We start from the raw sequence: 15,465 nt of genomic DNA, 5'->3' as shown, positions 1-15,465 counted from the left end.
CGCGTTCTGTTGCCAGTTTTATGTCAAGAAGGTATCTATGGGTGAGATTAGTATTACCAAACTGCTGGTAGTTGCGGCGCTGGTCGTTCTGCTGTTTGGGACTAAGAAGTTACGTACGCTGGGCGGAGACCTGGGAGCGGCCATTAAAGGGTTCAAGAAAGCGATGAATGATGATGACGCTGCGGCTAAAAAAGGCGCAGACGTTGATATTCAGGCTGAAAAGCTCTCTCATAAAGAGTGACGTGGCGAGCAGGACGCTCCCTCAATATCTTGTTCGATAAAAAAACCCGCTTCAGATAGCGGGTTTTTTATCAGACAGATGTAAGCAATTATTACGCGATTACTTAACTTCCATCCCTTTCGCCTGCAAGTCGGCGTGATACGAAGAGCGGACAAATGGACCGCATGCAGCATGGGTAAAGCCCATCGCCAGCGCTTCGGCTTTCATTTCATCAAACTCATCCGGGCTAACGTAACGTTGAACCGGCAGGTGATGGCGGCTTGGCTGCAGATATTGCCCCAGTGTCAACATGGTTACACCATGACGGCGCAGATCGCGCATTACCTCAATAATTTCTTCATTGGTTTCACCCAGTCCCACCATCAGACCAGACTTGGTCGGGATTTCCGGATGCGCTTCTTTAAAGCGTTCCAATAGTTTTAGCGACCAGTTGTAATCTGCGCCCGGGCGTACCTGACGGTAAATACGCGGTACGTTTTCCAGGTTGTGGTTGAACACGTCTGGCGGCGTGGCGGTCAGAATATCCAGCGCGCGATCCATACGACCACGGAAATCCGGCACCAGAGTTTCGATTTTGATTTCCGGGCTTTTTTCCCGGATGGCAGTAATGCAATCCGCAAAGTGCTGGGCTCCGCCATCGCGCAGGTCATCGCGGTCAACGGAGGTGATAACCACATAACGCAGCGCCATATCAGCAATGGTCTGCGCCAGTTTTACCGGCTCGTTGGCATCCGGGGCGACCGGGCGACCGTGGGCAACGTCACAGAACGGACAACGGCGCGTACAAATGGCGCCGAGGATCATAAACGTTGCTGTGCCGTGGTTGAAGCATTCTGCCAGGTTAGGGCAGGAGGCTTCCTCACAGACAGAATGCAGGCCATTTTTGCGCATTGCGGCTTTGATGCCCTGGATACGTGTAGAGTCCGCGGGAAGCTTGATTTTCATCCATTCCGGCTTGCGCAGCAGGGCTTCGCGCTCTGTTGCCACGTTTTTAACCGGGATAAGGGCCATCTTATCGGCATCGCGGTATTTAACACCGCGTTCCATCACAATGGGTTTACTCATAGCGTGCGTGTTCCAGTTGCGAATTACGAAGGAAAGCGTTTCAATTCAATGGATTGTTGTAATTATCAACTATTTTTGAATTAACGACTGGCAGTATATCATTGAAACGGCCCAGAAAGCAGCCAAAGCGGTCGCGAAAATGTAAAATTGTTGTTGGTTTGTGCCATTTTATCGTTCTGCGCTGTGAACGCTATGTAACGATACTTTTTCAAAACACATTCGATAGCATCAGTTCCCCGCGAAGCATTGGAACACGCTGACTACAATGACCCAATATGATTTGGGTCATTAATGAGGGGGAATTAAGCAGGGATATATTCTACGTCAGGATTTTTGAGTAGCGCTAAAATATTTGCCAGTAAGCGTGGTGCAATATTATCGGTGGTCGCATCAGGTTTCCATTGTGATATTTTTGCCATTTCCATCCCGGCATAACCACAAGGGTTGATACGTAAAAATGGCGAAAGATCCATATTGACGTTTAATGCCAGACCGTGGAATGAACAGCCGCGGCGAATACGCAATCCGAGCGAACAAATTTTCTTTTCCCCAACGTAGACACCTGGAGCATCAGCCCGAGGGTGCGCTTCAATATCCAGCTCGGCCAGGGTATTCACTACCGTTTGTTCGAGCAAGGTCACCAGTTCACGCACGCCCAGCTTCCTACGTTTGAGGTTAAGCAACACATACATCACCTGTTGCCCCGGCCCGTGATAAGTTACCTGGCCGCCGCGATCGCTCTGGATCACCGGAATATCACCCGGCATTAAAATATGTTCCGCTTTACCTGCTTGTCCTTGGGTAAATACAGGATGGTGTTCAACCAACCAGATTTCATCAAGGGTATTTTCATCACGGGTATCGGTGAATTCATGCATAGCCTGAGAAATAGGCTCGTAAGGCTGAAGGCCGAGCTGGCGGACAAGAATTTTATCCTGATACAAAACGGCATCTCCGTGGAGAATGAGTAAAAGTGGGGAAAATTATATCACAGCGAGGGGAGGGGAGTTACCCGACCAGAGGCCGGGTAACGGAGAAGCGAATTACAGAACCATACGGACGATATCGATTTTGCCCAGTTCTTCGTACAGAGTTTCAACCTGCTCGATATGAGTGGCGTTGATAGTGATAGATACCGAGTGGTAGTTGCCTTTGCTGCTTGGTTTTACCGTTGGGTTGTAGTCACCTGGCGCATGGCGCTGTACCACTTCAACCACCTGATCAACCAGCTCAGGTAACGCCTGCCCCATTACTTTGTAGGTAAAAGGAGTAGGGAATTCAAGCAGTTCGTTAAGTTTGGTTTTCATGTCAGCTCCGGCGTAACGTAATTAAATAGCAACTCCCGCCAGAGGGCGGGAGTTTTTTACTGATGCTTAGTATATGGGGGCGGAAATTACACTTTCAAGTGTTCAATTTTTAGCCGAACCAGTGATGGAACATTAATTTAATGTAATCAATGATTTTGCCGAAGAAGTTACCTTCCGGAATTTCCTGTAACACCACCAGCGGGCGCTGTTCGATAGTTTTGCCATCAAGCTGGAAGTTGATGGTGCCAACGACCTGGTTCTTTTGCAGAGGCGCATGTAGTTCACTGCTGTTCAGCACGTAGCTGGCTTTCAGGTCTTTCATGCGGCCACGCGGAATGGTCAGGTAAACGTCTTTATCAACCCCTAACGAAGCGCGGTCAGTATTACCAAACCATACCGGTTCAGAGGCGAACTCTTTGCCAACTTTCAGCGGGTTAACCGTTTCGAAGAAACGGAAGCCCCAGGTCAGCAGTTTTTTACTTTCGGTTTCACGGCCTTTGAACGTGCGTCCGCCCATGACTGCGGAGATCAGACGCATCTGACCTTCCGTTGCGGAGGCGACAAGGTTGTAGCCCGCCTTGTCAGTATGGCCAGTTTTGATACCGTCGACATTCAGGCTGTTATCCCATAGCAGGCCGTTACGGTTGAGCTGGCGAATACCGTTAAAGGTAAACTCTTTCTCTTTATAGATAGCGTATTCGTTAGGGACATCACGAATCAGGGCCTGACCGATCAGCGCCATATCACGCGCGGAGCTGTACTGACCGTCAGCGTCCAGACCGTGTACAGTCTGGAAGTGGGTATTTTTCAGGCCCAGGGCGTTAACGTAACTGTTCATCAGACCAACGAAAGCATCCTGGCTACCGGCGGCGAAGTCAGCCATGGCAACACAAGCATCGTTACCAGATTGCAGGTTGATACCACGGATAAGCTGAGAAACCGGTACCTGCATGCCAGGTTTGAGGAACATCAGCGAAGAACCTCTGAACACCGGGTTACCGGTGGCCCAGGCGTCATTGCCGATGGTCACTAAATCAGATTCTTTGAATTTACCTGCTTTCATTGCCTGACCGATAACGTAGCTGGTCATCATTTTGGTCAGACTTGCAGGGTCGCGACGGACATCCGCATTTTGCTCGGCGAGCACTTTGCCGGAGTTATAGTCGATCAGGATGTAAGACTCCGCGTCGATCTGCGGTACACCCGGGATCATGGTTTTGATATTCAGGTCATCGGCATGTGCAGCAGAGATAAAGGCTGTGCAAAGAGCCGTGGTGAGCGCCAGGCGCTTCATGATACGAGCGGAAAAAATGGTATTCATGGTCTGAACTACGACATCCGTGATGGAATTTAAAATAAGTGCCCTACTATAGCAAATGCACTACCGCCAGGCATCTGACTTTCCGCGTGACTTTGTTAACGTCATTTACAGAAATTGACATTTCAGATGCCTGCTTTACGTTATTGCGCGGTGGTAATAAATGACTGTAATTGGGCTTCGGTTTGTAAACGTTGCTGTAAGGCACTGGCTTCAGCTTTGTTGGCGAATGGACCAAGCTGAATACGCCAGACCGCGCCGTTTTGGGTCACGCGACCGGGTACACCGAACTTTTGTCCCAGTTGCTGTTGATACTGTTGCGCGCGTGCCTGATCGCTAACGGCCCCCACTTGCACCATAAAGTTACCGCTGGCGCTTTGCGAAGCGGCTTGCGGTGTCACCATTGCAGGTGTTGTTGCAGGTGCCGAGACAACGGGCTGTGGTGCAGGCGTCGGTTCGCTGCCTTCCAGTACGCCGGGCGCCAGGGTGGTCGGTGCGCCGAGGAAGCCGCTGCTGGTTACCGGCGCGCCGGTCGGATCTTCGCTTTTCAGCGTCGAGTTGCTGACCGGGAGAATATCACCCTGCGGGACAGACATAGAGTTTGTTCCGCTGCCGCCGTTTAAATCGGGCGGCGCAGGCAGGGCGTAAGTCTGTTTGGCAATGGTAGTACAAGCCATGCCTGGGCCAGAAAATGAACCATCCTGGGCGACGATAATAGGATCGATACGAACTTTTGTATTGTTCGAGGTGTTAAGACGGTCAGCTGCCGCGCGTGAAAGTGAAATCACACGGTCGTTGCCGTAGGGACCGCGATCGTTAATGCGCACCACGATCATCCGCCCGTTAGCCAGGTTGGTGATTCTGGCGTAGCTGGGGATGGGGAGCGTGGGATGCGCCGCCGTCAGCTGCGTTGGATCAAATGCTTCGCCAGATGCCGTCAGATTGCTGCCAGGTTCGGCATCATAAATGGCTGCAAGGCCCGCCTGACTAAAGCGTGAAGGGTCCTGCACGATTTTGTAGCTTCTGCCGTCGCGCTGATAATCCTGATTTGCCGTCGCGTTCAGTGGTTCGAAACGTGGTTCCGCCCCGCTAATTTCAACTATAGGGCCGTTACATACCGCAGGCTGCGGCACACTTACCGTCTGTTGCTGACCATCATCGCTAGTACATGCCGCGAGCATTCCTGCCGCGATGCAGATCCCGAGCCACTGCTTACGCATTCGCACCTCTTACACGCTTTTCGACAACATTTTCCTGTGGGTGTGGATTGACATCACAATCCCAAACCCAGCCATCAGCACTATGAGCGCCGATCCTCCATAACTGACCAGCGGGAGTGGAACCCCTACAACCGGCAGAATACCGCTTACCATACCAATATTTACGAAGACATAAACGAATAATATCAGCATTAAGCCGCCAGCCATGACGCGACCAAAGGTAGTTTGTGCTCTGGCTGCAATCCACAGTCCGCGCATGATGAGCAGAATATAGAGAGCAAGCAGAATCAAAATACCCACTAATCCCAACTCTTCCGCCAGTACCGCGAAGATAAAATCGGTATGGCGTTCGGGCAGAAATTCAAGCTGTGACTGGGTACCGTGCAGCCAGCCTTTACCGCGTAATCCGCCGGAGCCAATAGCAATTTTAGACTGAATAATGTGATAGCCCGCGCCGAGTGGGTCTGATTCCGGGTCGAGTAGCATCATTACGCGCTGGCGCTGGTAATCATGCATCAGGAAGAACCACAAGATTGGGATAAATGCTGCCACCAGTACCACTGCAACGCCAATCAGGCGCCAGCTAAGTCCGGAGAGAAACAGTACAAACAGACCGGAAAGCGCAACGAGGATTGACGTCCCCAGGTCAGGCTGCGCTGCCACCAGCAACGTAGGCATAAAAATCAGCACCAGCGCGATGGCGGTATTTTTTAACGACGGCGGGCAAACGTCACGGTTGATAAAGCGAGCCACCATGAGCGGCACAGCTATTTTAGCGATTTCCGAGGGCTGGAAACGAACGATACCGAGATCCAGCCAACGTTGAGCGCCTTTGGAGATGGCCCCAAAGGCATCTACCGCTACCAGCAAAATAATACAGATGATATAGAGATAGGGCGCCCAGCCTTCATAAACGCGCGGCGGAATTTGGGCCATCACCACCATAATGACCAGCCCCATCGCGATCTGGCCGATTTTACGCTCCATCATGCCGATGTCCTGGCCGCTGGCGCTCCAGATTACCAGGGCGCTGTAGACCAGTAATGCCAGTAAGATCAGTAGCATTGTGGGATCAAGATGGACTTTATCCCAGAATGTTTTTTTATTCGGATTATCCGTCATGATTAATGGTCCTCCGCAGCAGTAACCGCCGGGTTTTCTGCAGGCAGATCGGTGTTGTTGTCACCAAGCATAATATGGTCGAGGATCTGGCGCATCAGCGTACCGACCGCCGGGCCAGCCCCGCCGTTTTCCAGAATCATAGCGACAGCGACTTGCGGATTGTTATACGGCGCAAACGCGGTCATCAGTTTGTGGTCGCGCAGACGCTCGGCAATTTTGTGCGCATTATAGGTTTCGTTCGCCTTCAGGCCGAAGACCTGCGCGGTACCGGATTTCGCCGCAATTTTGTAGGGCGCGCTGGCAAAGTATTTATGTGCCGTACCGTTAGGACGGTTAGCAACACCAAACATGCCGTCTTTCGCCAGTTCCCAGTAACCAGAATGAATATCGCCTACCGGCGGTTCATGCGGCTGTACCCACGGCACTTGTTTGCCATTTTCGGCGGTGCTCATCAGCAAATGCGGAACCTTCACAATACCGTCGTTAATCAGGATCATCAGTGCTTTGTTCATCTGGATAGGGGTCGCTGTCCAGTACCCCTGACCGATACCGACCGGAATGGTGTCACCCTGATACCACGGTTTTTTAAAGCGTTTCTGTTTCCATTCGCGGGTCGGCATATTACCGGAGCGTTCTTCCGACAGGTCGATACCGGTGTAATGACCGTAGCCAAATTTACCCATCCATTCAGAAAGGCGGTCGATGCCCATATCGTAGGCAACCTGATAGAAGAAGGTATCTGCTGACTCTTCCAGCGATTTAGTGACATTCAGGCGACCGTGGCCCCATTTTTTCCAGTCACGATAACGCTTTTCAGACCCCGGCAACTGCCACCATCCAGGATCAAACAGGCTGGTATTACGGGTGATCACCCCTGCACTTAATGCCGAAACCGCCACATAAGGTTTAACCGTCGACGCTGGCGGATAAACCCCCTGCGTGGCACGGTTCACCAGTGGTGTGTTCGGGTCGTTCAGCAACGCGGAATAATCTTTGCTGGAGATACCGTCAACAAACAGGTTAGGGTCGTAACTTGGCGTGGAAACCAGCGCCAGCACGCCACCTGTACGCGGATCGGTGACTACAACAGCGGCACGACTGCCCGCCAGCAGTGTTTCAATATACTGCTGGAGCTTGAGATCAATTGTCAGGTATATATCATGCCCGGCCTGCGGCGATACTTCTTTTAACTGGCGGATGACGCGACCGCGGTTGTTAACTTCAACTTCTTCATAACCCGTCTGGCCGTGCAGAACATCTTCGTAGTAACGTTCAATCCCCAGCTTACCGATATCATGTGTTGCGGCATAGTTGGCCAGTTTGCCGTCATTATTTAGTCGCTCGACGTCTTTATCGTTAATTTTCGAGACATAACCGATAACGTGGGTCAGAGCTGAACCATAGGGATAGTAACGACGTTTATAGCCTTTAACTTCCACACCTGGAAAACGGTACTGGTTAACGGCGAAACGCGCCACCTGAACTTCAGTCAGGTTGGTTTTCACCGGAATAGAGGTAAAACGGTGCGAACGTGCACGCTCCTTTCGAAACGCGGCGATATCGTCATCGGTCAGGTCAACCACGCTGCGCAGGGCGTCCAGAGTCTGCTGCACGTTATCGACTTTCTCCGGCATCATCTCTATCTGATAGATAGTTCGGTTGAGCGCCAGAGGGATACCGTTACGGTCGTAGATAATGCCGCGGCTGGGGGCGATAGGCACCAGCTTAATGCGGTTTTCATTAGAACGGGTCTGGTAATCGGTAAAGCGAACAATTTGTAGGTTATACAAGTTGGCGATGAGCACGCCGGTTAGCAGCAAAATCCCCAAAAAGGCGACCAGCGCCCGGCGCACAAACAGCGCGGACTCTGCCGAATAGTCGCGAAAAGAGTTCTGTAATTTCATCCGCTGCGTTTTCTACTTAAGGCTACCATATCACTCACGGTGATAAGGATGGTTGGTGGTAATGCTCCACGCCCGGTACAGACTCTCTGCGACCAGTACGCGAACCAGCGGATGGGGGAGGGTAAGCGCCGAAAGTGACCAGCTTTGTTCTGCCGCCGCTTTACAGGCAGGCGATAACCCTTCCGGCCCGCCAATCAGCAAGCTGACATCGCGGCCATCCAGCTTCCAGCGTTCCAGTTCAGCGGCTAACTGCGGCGTGTCCCAGGGCTTGCCTGGGATATCGAGGGTGACAATGCGGTTTTTACCGGCAGCCGCCAGCATTTGCTCACCCTCTTTGTCGAGTATGCGCTTGATATCCGCGTTCTTGCCGCGTTTTCCCGCCGGAATTTCAATCAGTTCAAAAGGCATATCTTTCGGAAAACGACGCAGGTACTCGGTAAAACCGGTTTGTACCCAGTCCGGCATTTTCGTTCCCACGGCGACAAGTTGCAGCTTCACGCATTAACTCCAGAGTTTTTCCAGCTCATACAGGCGACGGCTCTCTTCCTGCATAACATGGACAATCACATCACCCAGATCGACCACAATCCAGTCGGCGCCGTTTTCACCTTCAACGCCGAGGGGCAATAAACCCGCCGCGCGAGATTCCTGAACCACGTGGTCGGCAATGGACATAACATGACGGCTGGATGTTCCCGTACAGATGATCATACAGTCGGTGATACTGGATTTGCCCTGAACGTCTAAGGCGATGATGTCCTGACCTTTGAGGTCATCAATTTTGTCGATAACAAAATCCTGGAGTGCTTTACCCTGCAAGTTTTCCCCCTGGGTGAAATAAAAAAGATAAAAATGGTCTGTCAGTATACCTGAAGCAGAGGCGATTTCGGGACAAATGTCAGCAAATCGGCTCTTGAAAGTGGGCTATCATCCCACCCCGCGTCACAGATTGCATCGCCATTTTTGTAAAACAATTTCTACAAAGTCGTGTATGGCGGAAAAGTCAGGTTGCGGAGAATATCAGCCTGCCCGGGCCTGTCAATGTCCGTTGCGGCTTACCTGTAAAAAAACAGAAAAGTCATGCATCTTCGCACCAGATGGCGCGGCTATTGAGGACACGTAGAGTTGCGAACTCGCCATTGATATCAATGGCGCTCCAGCAGCCCTGGTCTACACGAAAATGCCACATTGCCTCGGGAGGCATGCCGATTAAGCGGGCAATCAACAGGCTCAACACACCCTGGTGGCTAACGATCAATATGTTTTTGTGCTGCTGATACTCACCAAGTCCGGCAATAAACCTTTCTATCCGCTGTGAAAATGCCTGAAAGCCTTCACCGCGAGTAGGGACGGTATGCTGCCAGTCATTGCACCAGGCACTATAGTTTTCGGCATCTTCTTGCATCAGTTCGCGATGATGCCGCATTTCCCAGTCACCAAAAAACATTTCGTTGAGTTCAGGGATGATTTGCACGGGGAATTGACGGTCGTCAAGAACCAGGCGCGCGGTGTGCTGCGCCCGTTCCAGTTCACTGCATAAAACCCTATCGAAGGGAACATCACGTAGCAGGGTATGTAAGCTTTGCGCCTGCGCGATACCGCGCTCCGTAAGTGGTGTAGGCGCATGACCGCTGTATAACCCGTCGACATTCGCTTGCGTTTCACCGTGACGAATTAACCACAGTCGCATCATTCCCTCCGTGACGGCAGATATCAGCGATACAAGCCTTGTTGGTTAATGTAAGTCAGTACCGATTCTGGTAACAATTCCTCACAAGATTCGCCGTTTTGCAAACGTTCGCGGATGATTGTCGCCGAGATGTTGAACCACGGCGTTTCGGCGAGATAAATTTTACCAGCAGGCTGAAGATGCAGATCTTCCGGATTATGCGTCAAATGATCTTCCAGCCACTGCTGGTACTGCGGTTGTGCCATTTCCAGCGGATAACCTGGACGTCGACAGACTATCAAATGTGCATTGTCGAGAATCGTTTCGTATTCATACCAGGTCGGAAAGTTCAGCAGCGAGTCCTGACCGATAATAAACGCCAGCGGCACATCTGGGCCTTGCTCCTGTCGCCACTCTTTTAACGTCTGCGACGTGTAAGAGGGGGCATTACGCTTTAACTCGCGTTCGTCAAGGGTAAACAGCGACTTGTCGGCAATCGCCAGTTCAAGCATGTGTTTTCGCTGCACGCTGTTCGCTTCAGGCTGGGGGCGATGCGGAGGAACGTTGTTAGGAATAATCGTTACTCGCGTCAGACCAATCAGATTCGCCAGCGTTTCCACGGGTTTTAGATGGCCATAATGCACCGGGTCGAAGGTGCCGCCAAACAGAGCTTGTAAAGATTTCATATCAACCGTCGATAAATACGTCTGCCAGTGGTTTATGACACAAAAGAAGAGATAATCCCTCCAGTTCTGCCCACACGGACTGACCGTAATCTTGTTTGAGAGTAAGTTCCGTTCGTGTCAGGAGTTGTACAGCCTGACGTAACTGTGGCTGACTCAGGCGATTTAGCGCTTCGCTAATCATGTTACGACGGTTCTGCCATACCCGATGCTTGTCAAACAGCGCACGCAGTGGAGTATGAGCAGACTGACGCTTCAGATTAACCAGCAGCAATAGCTCACGTTGCAATGTACGCAACAATATCACCGGCTCACTGCCTTCCAGGCGCAACTGCTGAAGAATATGCAATGCACGCTTGCTTTTGCCACTCAACAAAGCGTCAACCCAATGAAAAGGGGTGAAATGAGCGGCATCATTCACCGCTTGCTCAACGCGCGGCAGTGTCAGTTTGCCGTCCGGCCAGAGTAGCGATAAACGCTCCAGTGCCTGTGCCAGTGCCAGCAGGTTTCCTTCATAACAGTAGCAGAGCACCTGATTCGCCGCGTCATCCAGTTCTAAATTGAGCTGTTTTGCTCGCGCGGCAACCCAGCGAGGAAGCTGAGCTTGTTCTGGGGTCTGGCAAGTAACCTGCACGCTACGGTTTGCAAGCGCGGTAAACCAGGCGGCATTTTCTTGCGCTTTGCTCAATTTATTACCGCGTACGATCAACAGCAGATCGTCATGCAGTAATCCGGTGAGCGTGAGGAGTTGTTCATTGATCGCCGCATTTGGTCCATTTTCAGGTAGCACTAACAACAAAGTTTGCCGACTGGCAAACAGGCTCATTGCCTGGCATAGCGAAAAGATCGCATTCCAGTCAGTGTTGGGATCAATGGAAAAAGTATGGTGTTCTTCAAACCCTTGTGCGGCGGCGACCTGACGAATGGCGTCCTGGCTTTCTTGCAACAACAGGGGATCGTTACCAAGTAAAAGATAGGCCGCGCGCAGCCCTTCAGTGAGCTGCGCGCGGAGCTGTTCCGGGTACAACCGAATCATCAGTTACCCAGCGTGGTGGAGACGCGTGCAGGCGTTGCTGTGGTATCCGTTGTTGTCGACGTTTCTTCGTCGGAACGGACGTCCGCAGCGCGAATGCTTGGCAGCTTACGAATAAGCTGTTCGGCGGCACGGTCGTACATCTCTTTTACGATCATGTCTTGTTCGTTATCTTTCGCTAACGCCATTTGCGGGTTATCAAAGAACGAACGGAAGACTTTGGCGCTAATCGGGTAGATATCACGGCCGGGGATCAACACGGTCGCATTAACCGTCATGATCATTTGATACTCTGCTGTTTGACCGTTACGGAATACCGATGCGGTATCTTTCGCGATGCTCACTTTACCCAGACGCAGGGATGGAACATCCTTACGCGTGGTTTCTTTATCGAGCAACTCGACGCCGTTCAGACGTAACTGATTACGCACTGCACGGCTTAACGGCCCGTTCGGGTCACCGGAGTCCAGGATCATAACCTTCATAGTGGAAGGGACCTGCGTGGTATCACGCAGATGCCAGCCACACCCGGCGGTGATTAACACCGCCAGAGATAACAACAATGTTGCCAGATATCGCACGCTTCCTCCCGCGCTTAGCCAACGACCAGATTGAGGAGTTTACCCGGTACGTAAATCACTTTACGCACGGTAACGCCATCAAGATATTTTGCTACCAGATGCTCCTGGCCAGCACGTTCGCGAACCTGTTCTTCCGTTGCATCCACCGGAACGGTGATTTTGGCACGGACTTTACCGTTAACCTGAACAACGACCAGCGTGGAGTCTTCCACCATCGCTTTTTCATCAGCAACCGGCCACGGCGCGTTGTCGATATCGCCTTCGCCTTTCAGTTCCTGCCACAGCGTGAAACAGATGTGTGGGGTGAACGGGTTAAGCATACGAACTACCGCCAGCAGCGCTTCCTGCATCAGGGCGCGATCCTGCTCGCCATCGGTCGGTGCTTTCGCCAGTTTGTTCATCAGCTCCATAATCGCCGCAATTGCGGTGTTGAAGGTCTGACGGCGGCCGATATCATCGGTCACTTTAGCGATCGTTTTATGCACATCGCGACGCAGTGCTTTCTGATCTTCAGTCAGAGCATCGACGTTCAGTGCCGCAACATCACCTTTCGCAGTATGCTCGTACACCAGTTTCCAGACACGTTTCAGGAAGCGGTTAGCCCCTTCCACGCCGGACTCCTGCCATTCAAGAGTCATATCCGCCGGAGAAGCGAACATCATAAACAGACGAACGGTGTCCGCGCCGTAACGTTCAACCATCACCTGCGGGTCGATACCGTTGTTCTTCGACTTGGACATTTTGCTCATGCCGGTATAAACCAGCTCATGGCCTGCCGCGTCTTTCGCTTTCACGATACGGCCTTTTTCGTCACGTTCAACGATAGCATCAACCGGGGAAACCCAGTTACGTTCGCCGTTTTCGCCAACATAGTAGAAGGCATCTGCCAGCACCATACCCTGACACAGCAACTGTTTCGCTGGTTCGTCAGAGTTCACCATGCCTGCATCACGCATCAGTTTGTGGAAGAAGCGGAAGTAGAGCAGGTGCATGATGGCGTGTTCGATACCACCAATGTAGATATCCACCGGCAGCCAGTAGTTAGCCGCTTTGGAATCCAGCATACCTTCTTTGTACTCCGGGCAAGTGTAGCGCGCATAGTACCAGGAGGACTCCATAAAGGTGTCGAAAGTATCGGTTTCACGCAGCGCTGGCATACCGTTAACGGTGGTTTTTGCCCACGCCGGATCTGCTTTAATCGGGCTGGTAATGCCGTCCATCACCACATCTTCCGGCAGGATCACCGGCAGCTGGTCGTCCGGGGTCGGCATTACAGTGCCGTCTTCCAGCGTCACCATCGGAATCGGCGCGCCCCAGTAACGCTGACGCGAAACACCCCAGTCGCGCAGGCGGTAATTCACTTTACGCTCGCCAACGCCCATCGCAGTTAGTTTATCGGCGATGGCGTTGAAGGCCGCTTCATGGTCAAGACCGTTGAACTCGCCAGAGTTGAACAGCACGCCTTTTTCAGTCAGGGCTTGCTGAGAAAGATCGGGTTCAGAACCATCAGCCGCCAGGATAACCGGTTTGATGTTCAGGCCGTATTTAGAGGCAAACTCGTAGTCGCGCTGGTCGTGACCCGGAACCGCCATAACTGCGCCCGTGCCGTACTCCATCAATACGAAGTTTGCTGCCCAAACGGGAATTTCTTCGCCCGTTAATGGGTGAACAGCTTTAAAGCCAGTATCGACGCCTTTTTTCTCCATCGTCGCCATTTCAGCTTCGGCAACTTTGGTGTTACGGCATTCGTCAATAAAGGCCGCCAGTTCTGGATTATTTTCCGCCGCTTTCTGCGCCAGCGGATGACCTGCCGCTACCGCCAGGTAGGTACAACCCATAAAGGTGTCCGGGCGAGTAGTATAAACAGTCAGCGTGTTGTCATAGTCGTTAACCTTGAAGGTGATTTCTACGCCTTCGGAACGACCGATCCAGTTACGCTGCATGGTTTTAACGGTGTCTGGCCAGTGATCCAGTTTATCCAGATCGTTGAGCAGTTCGTCAGCGTAAGCGGTGATTTTGATAAACCACTGCGGGATCTCTTTACGTTCAACTTTGGTATCGCAGCGCCAGCAGCAGCCGTCGATAACCTGTTCGTTCGCCAGTACGGTCTGGTCGTTCGGGCACCAGTTGACCGCAGAGGTCTTCTTATACACCAGGCCTTTTTTATACAGCTCGGTGAAGAATTTCTGTTCCCAACGGTAGTATTCTGGCGTACAGGTTGCCAGCTCGCGGCTCCAGTCATAACCAAAGCCCAGCATTTTGAGCTGGTTTTTCATATACGCGATGTTGTCGTACGTCCACGGTGCTGGCGCGGTGTTGTTTTTTACCGCCGCGCCTTCCGCAGGCAGACCAAACGCGTCCCAGCCGATCGGCTGCAGAACGTTTTTGCCCAGCATGCGCTGGTAACGGGCGATCACGTCACCGATGGTGTAGTTACGTACGTGGCCCATGTGTAGTCGACCAGAAGGATAGGGAAGCATAGACAGGCAGTAATACTTCTCTTTGCTCTCGTCTTCGGTTACTTCAAATGTGCGCTTCTCATCCCAATGAAGCTGTACTTTGGATTCTATCTCTTCCGGGCGGTATTGCTCTTGCATGGCAGCCAGTGGTCCTGTTTTCATTACGGCTACAAAAGTAGCGTTAGAGGTGGTTTTTCAGATCCGCATAGCATAGCCCAAACGTCCGCGTCAAAACAGCCTTTCGCGCACTCGACGTTGAAATCGCACAGCGGTAATCCTTGCACGAATTTACACACTCTGTGGGCAGTCTTGCAAAGTTGAGCGTAAATAACGTCTATTATTATAGCCAGTTAACGACACGGGAGATGAAATGATGAACAAGGTTGCTCAATATTACCGTGAACTGGTGGCGTCATTAAGCGAGCGACTGCGTAATGGCGAACGCGATATCGATGCACTGGTAGAACAGGCGCGTGAGCGTGTAATAAAAACAGGGGAGTTAACGCGGACCGAGGTCGATGAACTGACTCGGGCCGTCAGACGTGACCTGGAAGAGTTCGCCATGAGTTATGAAGAGAGCCTGAAGGAAGAATCTGACAGCGTGTTTATGCGGGTGATTAAAGAAAGCCTCTGGCAGGAACTGGCGGACATCACCGATAAAACGCAGCTTGAATGGCGTGAAGTTTTCCAGGATCTCAATCATCACGGGGTTTATCACAGCGGAGAAGTGGTAGGGCTGGGGAATCTGGTCTGCGAGAAATGTCACTTCCATCTCCCGATCTACACGCCGGAAGTGCTGACGCTATGCCCGAAGTGTGGTCATGATCAGTTCCAGAGACGTCCGTTCGAGCCGTAATAGTTTG

Annotated in this window: 16 protein-coding genes; 2 read left to right on the top strand and 14 right to left on the bottom strand. The window is 51.9% G+C overall.

Annotated elements, in window-relative coordinates:
* Positions 1 to 37: 37 nt before the first annotated feature.
* Positions 38 to 241 (top strand): twin-arginine translocase subunit TatE, encoded by a 204-nt coding sequence (tatE, locus tag CRI63_RS03460; RefSeq protein WP_064528973.1) that lies wholly within the window; start codon positions 38 to 40, stop codon positions 239 to 241.
* Between the two features lie 99 nt (positions 242 to 340).
* On the opposite strand, the gene lipA is transcribed toward tatE, so the two are convergent.
* The 14 genes from lipA to leuS form a co-directional block, all read right to left on the bottom strand.
* A complete protein-coding gene (lipA, locus tag CRI63_RS03455) occupies positions 341 to 1,306 on the bottom strand; it encodes a lipoyl synthase (protein WP_000042625.1) in 966 nt (321 codons plus the stop codon).
* A 302-nt stretch (positions 1,307 to 1,608) separates the two neighbouring features.
* Positions 1,609 to 2,250, bottom strand: coding sequence for a lipoyl(octanoyl) transferase LipB (gene lipB, locus CRI63_RS03450; RefSeq protein ID WP_130206479.1), 642 nt, complete (start codon positions 2,248 to 2,250; stop codon positions 1,609 to 1,611).
* Positions 2,251 to 2,349: 99 nt separating this feature from the next.
* Positions 2,350 to 2,613 carry a DUF493 family protein YbeD gene (gene ybeD / locus CRI63_RS03445; RefSeq protein WP_130206481.1) on the bottom strand — a complete coding sequence of 88 codons (264 nt, stop codon included), beginning with the start codon at positions 2,611 to 2,613 and terminating at the stop codon, positions 2,350 to 2,352.
* Between the two features lie 109 nt (positions 2,614 to 2,722).
* Complete coding sequence (gene dacA, locus CRI63_RS03440) at positions 2,723 to 3,934, bottom strand: D-alanyl-D-alanine carboxypeptidase DacA (protein WP_064528971.1); 1,212 nt, start codon at positions 3,932 to 3,934, stop codon at positions 2,723 to 2,725.
* 140 nt (positions 3,935 to 4,074) lie between these two features.
* Positions 4,075 to 5,151: an endolytic peptidoglycan transglycosylase RlpA gene (gene rlpA / locus CRI63_RS03435; protein WP_130222594.1), complete on the bottom strand. Its 1,077-nt coding sequence runs from the start codon at positions 5,149 to 5,151 to the stop codon at positions 4,075 to 4,077.
* A gap of 9 nt (positions 5,152 to 5,160) precedes the next feature.
* Positions 5,161 to 6,273 (bottom strand): peptidoglycan glycosyltransferase MrdB, encoded by a 1,113-nt coding sequence (mrdB, locus tag CRI63_RS03430; RefSeq protein ID WP_000131717.1) that lies wholly within the window; start codon positions 6,271 to 6,273, stop codon positions 5,161 to 5,163.
* 2 nt (positions 6,274 to 6,275) lie between these two features.
* Positions 6,276 to 8,177 carry a peptidoglycan DD-transpeptidase MrdA gene (gene mrdA, locus CRI63_RS03425; protein WP_130219433.1) on the bottom strand — a complete coding sequence of 634 codons (1,902 nt, stop codon included), beginning with the start codon at positions 8,175 to 8,177 and terminating at the stop codon, positions 6,276 to 6,278.
* 30 nt (positions 8,178 to 8,207) lie between these two features.
* Positions 8,208 to 8,675, bottom strand: a complete 468-nt coding sequence (gene rlmH, locus CRI63_RS03420) for a 23S rRNA (pseudouridine(1915)-N(3))-methyltransferase RlmH (RefSeq protein ID WP_000776104.1) — start codon at positions 8,673 to 8,675, stop codon at positions 8,208 to 8,210.
* A gap of 3 nt (positions 8,676 to 8,678) precedes the next feature.
* The gene (gene rsfS, locus CRI63_RS03415) at positions 8,679 to 8,996 is read right to left on the bottom strand and encodes a ribosome silencing factor (RefSeq protein ID WP_001161662.1); all 318 of its coding nucleotides are present in this window, start codon (positions 8,994 to 8,996) and stop codon (positions 8,679 to 8,681) included.
* 259 nt (positions 8,997 to 9,255) lie between these two features.
* Complete coding sequence (locus CRI63_RS03410) at positions 9,256 to 9,867, bottom strand: adenosylcobalamin/alpha-ribazole phosphatase (protein WP_135518659.1); 612 nt, start codon at positions 9,865 to 9,867, stop codon at positions 9,256 to 9,258.
* A gap of 23 nt (positions 9,868 to 9,890) precedes the next feature.
* The gene (gene nadD / locus CRI63_RS03405; RefSeq protein ID WP_064528967.1) at positions 9,891 to 10,532 is read right to left on the bottom strand and encodes a nicotinate-nucleotide adenylyltransferase; all 642 of its coding nucleotides are present in this window, start codon (positions 10,530 to 10,532) and stop codon (positions 9,891 to 9,893) included.
* A gap of 1 nt (position 10,533) precedes the next feature.
* Complete coding sequence (holA, locus tag CRI63_RS03400; RefSeq protein ID WP_130222596.1) at positions 10,534 to 11,565, bottom strand: DNA polymerase III subunit delta; 1,032 nt, start codon at positions 11,563 to 11,565, stop codon at positions 10,534 to 10,536.
* Positions 11,565 to 12,143 carry an LPS assembly lipoprotein LptE gene (gene lptE, locus CRI63_RS03395; RefSeq protein ID WP_135518493.1) on the bottom strand — a complete coding sequence of 193 codons (579 nt, stop codon included), beginning with the start codon at positions 12,141 to 12,143 and terminating at the stop codon, positions 11,565 to 11,567. Before lptE ends, holA begins: the two co-directional genes overlap by 1 nt.
* Positions 12,144 to 12,157: 14 nt before the next feature.
* Positions 12,158 to 14,740 (bottom strand): leucine--tRNA ligase, encoded by a 2,583-nt coding sequence (gene leuS / locus CRI63_RS03390; protein WP_135518491.1) that lies wholly within the window; start codon positions 14,738 to 14,740, stop codon positions 12,158 to 12,160.
* 235 nt (positions 14,741 to 14,975) lie between these two features.
* On the opposite strand from leuS, the gene CRI63_RS03385 reads away from it, so the two are divergent.
* A complete protein-coding gene (locus CRI63_RS03385) occupies positions 14,976 to 15,458 on the top strand; it encodes a zinc ribbon-containing protein (protein ID WP_001044880.1) in 483 nt (160 codons plus the stop codon).
* The last annotated feature ends 7 nt before the right edge of the window (positions 15,459 to 15,465 follow it).

The organism is Escherichia sp. E2661, assembly GCF_004745185.1.
Lineage (GTDB): Bacteria > Pseudomonadota > Gammaproteobacteria > Enterobacterales > Enterobacteriaceae > Escherichia.
This window is presented reverse-complemented; position numbering and strand designations above follow the sequence as displayed.

Excerpts from the sequence above, each read along its gene's own strand:
- tatE (WP_064528973.1), top strand. The coding sequence starts at position 38 with ATGGGTGAGATTAGTATTACCAAACTGCTGGTAGTTGCGGCGCTGGTC.
- lipA (WP_000042625.1), bottom strand. The coding sequence starts at position 1,306 with ATGAGTAAACCCATTGTGATGGAACGCGGTGTTAAATACCGCGATGCC.
- ybeD (WP_130206481.1), bottom strand. The coding sequence starts at position 2,613 with ATGAAAACCAAACTTAACGAACTGCTTGAATTCCCTACTCCTTTTACC.
- dacA (WP_064528971.1), bottom strand. The coding sequence starts at position 3,934 with ATGAATACCATTTTTTCCGCTCGTATCATGAAGCGCCTGGCGCTCACC.
- rlpA (WP_130222594.1), bottom strand. The coding sequence starts at position 5,151 with ATGCGTAAGCAGTGGCTCGGGATCTGCATCGCGGCAGGAATGCTCGCG.
- mrdB (WP_000131717.1), bottom strand. The coding sequence starts at position 6,273 with ATGACGGATAATCCGAATAAAAAAACATTCTGGGATAAAGTCCATCTT.
- mrdA (WP_130219433.1), bottom strand. The coding sequence starts at position 8,177 with ATGAAATTACAGAACTCTTTTCGCGACTATTCGGCAGAGTCCGCGCTG.
- CRI63_RS03410 (WP_135518659.1), bottom strand. The coding sequence starts at position 9,867 with ATGCGACTGTGGTTAATTCGTCACGGTGAAACGCAAGCGAATGTCGAC.
- nadD (WP_064528967.1), bottom strand. The coding sequence starts at position 10,532 with ATGAAATCTTTACAAGCTCTGTTTGGCGGCACCTTCGACCCGGTGCAT.
- holA (WP_130222596.1), bottom strand. The coding sequence starts at position 11,565 with ATGATTCGGTTGTACCCGGAACAGCTCCGCGCGCAGCTCACTGAAGGG.
- leuS (WP_135518491.1), bottom strand. The coding sequence starts at position 14,740 with ATGCAAGAGCAATACCGCCCGGAAGAGATAGAATCCAAAGTACAGCTT.
- CRI63_RS03385 (WP_001044880.1), top strand. The coding sequence starts at position 14,976 with ATGAACAAGGTTGCTCAATATTACCGTGAACTGGTGGCGTCATTAAGC.